The organism is Citrobacter sp. (assembly GCF_050252275.1).
Taxonomy (GTDB): Bacteria; Pseudomonadota; Gammaproteobacteria; order Enterobacterales; family Enterobacteriaceae; genus Citrobacter_A; species Citrobacter_A amalonaticus.
Genome location: NZ_JBFWLF010000386.1, coordinates 1 through 3,296 on the forward strand (window position 1 = coordinate 1; position 3,296 = coordinate 3,296).

Genomic DNA, 3,296 nt, shown 5'->3' on the forward strand with positions numbered 1-3,296 from the left:
CCCACACAGATTGTCTGATAAATTGTTAAAGAGCAGTTGCGACGCGCTTTAGCGCTCTGTCGCGAGGTGGCGTATATTACGCTTTCCTCTTTCAGAGTCAACCCTGATTTTCAGGATTTTTCTCTTCGCTGTGACGACCATCTTGTGAAGCGTTTCACTTTGTCGTCTCAACGGAGGCGCATTATAGGGATCCCATTTTTTTGCACAAGCCTTTTTTGGATCTTTTTTTCCGTTCGCTGCTTTTTCATCCCTTTCGCTCCATTCATGCGCAATTTGGTGGATTTTTGATAGTTAAAGCACTTGCGCAAGGGCAGAAATGCAACCAAAGTCATCATTACTGTTCTCTTACCTTGAGGTAAACATGTCTGACGTATTACGTCCTTATAAGGATCTTTTTCCACAGATTGGCCAACGGGTGATGCTCGACAGCAGCAGTGTGATCATTGGTGACGTTCGCCTGGCGGACGATGTGGGGATCTGGCCGCTTGTTGCGATCCGTGGCGATGTAAATTACGTTGCGATCGGGGCGCGTACGAATATTCAGGATGGCAGCGTGTTGCATGTCACGCACAAATCCGCCTCCAACCCGGATGGCAACCCGCTCATTGTAGGAGAAGATGTGACGGTCGGGCATAAAGTGATGTTGCACGGCTGCATCATTGGCAACCGGGTCCTGGTCGGTATGGGATCGATTCTGCTGGATGGCGCGGTGATTGAAGACGACGTAATGATTGGGGCGGGAAGCCTGGTACCGCAAAACAAACGCCTGGAGAGCGGCTATCTCTATTTGGGGAGCCCGGTCAAACAGATCCGGCCGCTAACAGAGGAGGAGAAAGCGGGTCTGCAATACTCCGCCAGAAATTATGTGAAATGGAAAGACGAGTATCTCGCTCAGGGTAACCAAACCCAGCCATGATCGTCTTCTTGCTGGGACTGGATCAGTGCTTCCGCTTCTTCTTCCAGATCCCAGCGATGTTCGCAAAAGTGAGCTAACCATTGTTCCGTCGTTTCACCACCAAAGCGATTCGCCAGCGTTTCTCCCTTAATAGCGCACATTAACTGCATGCCATTAACCAGCGCGGGAAAGCAAACCGCTTTTTTCTGCGCGTCCCACTCTTCCCGGTCTGGAAACTGGATGGCCTGATTCATGCGGATAACTCCTGCTTGAGACGCGCAATCACTGGCTCAATTTCCGGCAACACGCCGTGCCAGAGCAGAACGGCATGAGCTGCTTGTCCCACCAGCATCCCCAGGCCATCGGCATAACGTTTCGCGCCCTGGCGTTCACACCAGGAGAGAAACGGCGTATTGCCCTTTTGGTAGAACATGTCATAACAACATACGGACGAACGAATGAGCGATGCCGGGATCGCCGGGATCTCACCGCTGATGCCGCTGGAGGTGGCATTAATGATCAGATCAAACTCATGTCCTTCCAGCTCATCCATACCCAGCGCCTGCACGCTACCTGTATGTGCAAAAACCTGTGCCAGTTCTTCCGCACGGGATGCCGTCCGGTTAACAATCGTCACCCCGCAATCCAGAGAAAGCAGCGGTAACAATACACCACGCGAAGCGCCACCCGCGCCAATCAGCAGGATACGTTGCCCCGGCTGGATAAATGACAGACGTTCGAGGTCACTTAGCAGACCGATGCCGTCGGTGTTGTCACCCAGCAACCGACCGTCTTCGAGCCGCTTGATCGTATTCACCGCACCGGCCAGGGCTGCACGCTCGGTGAGTTCATCGGCGCGGGCAAATGCTTCTTCTTTAAATGGCACCGTAACGTTCACTCCTTTACCGCCGTCGGCAAAGAACGCGTTCAGTGTGTTGATGAAATCATTAACAGGCGCCAGCACACGGCCATACGGATGCGCAATCTGCAACTGCTGCGCAAATTGCTGATGAATAAACGGCGATTTGCTGTGCGCGATTGGATTACCAAAAACAGCATAGGTTTCCATCATCTTACCCCTGTCGAAACAGCTCGCCCGTCAGAGCATCACGGATTTCCGAAGGATTCAAGCGACCGCCGGTTTCTCCTGACACCACGGCGAAGTCTGTACCAAACTGTGTGCGAACTTCCTCAACCGTACGGCAAGGGGGTAATCCACTCAGGTTGGCGCTGGTTGAAACCAACGGTTTGCCATAAGCCTGGCACAGGGCGACCACCAGCGGATGATCCGTCACGCGCACCGCCAATGAATCAAAGCGTCCCGTCAACCAACGAGGCGTCGTCACTGGCGCAGGGAAAACAAAGGTCACCGGACCAGGCCAACGAGCAAACACGGCATCACGCTGGGCATCGGTCAACATACTGTCGTCAATATACGGCTTGAGCTGCTCAAAACTGGCGGCGATCAAAATTAACCCTTTATCCACCGGACGCTGTTTCAAGGCCAACAGACGATTTACGGCCACTTCGCTATCGGGATCGCACCCGACGCCAAAGACGGCTTCTGTTGGATAGGCGATGACATTCTCTTTATTCAGTACCTCTATTGCGTCAGCGATAGGGTCTGTTGGCAGGTTATTATTCACTTGTTTGTTCCGCCGAAACCGGCTTTCCACATTGTTTACTGGCGCAAAAGTGCTTCACACCCTGCGCGGTTTTCTTTTCGATGAGTAGCGGATAGTGGCACTCAGGACACTCTCCGGCTATCGGTTTGAAGTTAATGACAAACTGGCACTCCGGATAGCGATCGCAGGAGTGGAAAGTTTTGCCATAACGGGAACGCCGCTGGACCAGATGGCCCGTCTGGCATTGAGGGCAGGTAATAGCGGTTTCATCGGGTTTATCAATGAGCTCAGTATGCTCACATTCTGGATAGTTGCTGCAGCCGATAAACATACCAAAACGCCCCTGGCGCAACACCAGTTCGCCGCCGCAGTCAGGGCAATGTTTCCCCTCCAGAACTTTGACGATATGTCCGTCCGCTGAGGATTTCAACGGACGGATATAGTCACATTCCGGATAGTGCGAGCAACCAAGAAACGGACCGTGTTTCCCGGAGCGAATCACCAGTTCAGCCCCGCACTGCGGACAGGGCTCATTTTTACGCACCGAAAACAGTGCTGATTTAGCCATAACAACTCATGCTGAATTAAGGTTGATTAATGCAGCATACCTTCATTCACTTCAAAGAGTAATTCTTCCATTTGCTGATATGCATTTTCACAACCTGGAATATTGAACAAAACCATCAGGATGACCCACTTCAGGTCTTCCAGGTCGAATTCTGCGGTATCCAGCGCGAGCACACGTTCAATCACCATTTCTCGCGTTTCGAGGTTTA

The 3,296-nt window shown here is 52.1% G+C and carries 5 protein-coding genes and 1 pseudogene; 1 reads left to right on the forward strand and 5 read right to left on the reverse strand.

The features are described 5' to 3' along the window. Positions 1-361: 361 nt before the first annotated feature. Positions 362-916 (forward strand): gamma carbonic anhydrase family protein, encoded by a 555-nt coding sequence (locus tag AB7E14_RS22040; RefSeq protein ID WP_042998365.1) that lies wholly within the window; start codon positions 362-364, stop codon positions 914-916. On the opposite strand, the gene AB7E14_RS22045 is transcribed toward AB7E14_RS22040, so the two are convergent. From AB7E14_RS22045 to smg, 5 genes and pseudogenes are all read right to left on the reverse strand, one after another. After that, positions 892-1,149: a DUF1488 domain-containing protein gene (locus tag AB7E14_RS22045; protein WP_042998366.1), complete on the reverse strand. Its 258-nt coding sequence runs from the start codon at positions 1,147-1,149 to the stop codon at positions 892-894. The two genes, AB7E14_RS22040 and AB7E14_RS22045, sit on opposite strands and share 25 nt — an antisense overlap. Continuing rightward, positions 1,146-1,964: a shikimate dehydrogenase gene (aroE, locus tag AB7E14_RS22050; protein ID WP_080343322.1), complete on the reverse strand. Its 819-nt coding sequence runs from the start codon at positions 1,962-1,964 to the stop codon at positions 1,146-1,148. The genes AB7E14_RS22045 and aroE overlap by 4 nt, the downstream gene beginning before the upstream one ends. A 4-nt stretch (positions 1,965-1,968) precedes the next feature. Then, on the reverse strand, positions 1,969-2,541 hold the full coding sequence (tsaC, locus tag AB7E14_RS22055; protein ID WP_316962321.1) for an L-threonylcarbamoyladenylate synthase type 1 TsaC: 573 nt from the start codon (positions 2,539-2,541) through the stop codon (positions 1,969-1,971). Next, entirely contained in the window at positions 2,534-3,088 is a 555-nt protein-coding gene (locus AB7E14_RS22060; RefSeq protein ID WP_042998369.1) for a DNA topoisomerase family protein, read from the reverse strand. The genes tsaC and AB7E14_RS22060 overlap by 8 nt, the downstream gene beginning before the upstream one ends. Before the next feature lie 26 nt (positions 3,089-3,114). Then, a pseudogene (smg, locus tag AB7E14_RS22065) lies at positions 3,115-3,296 on the reverse strand (DUF494 family protein Smg); the annotation flags it as partial.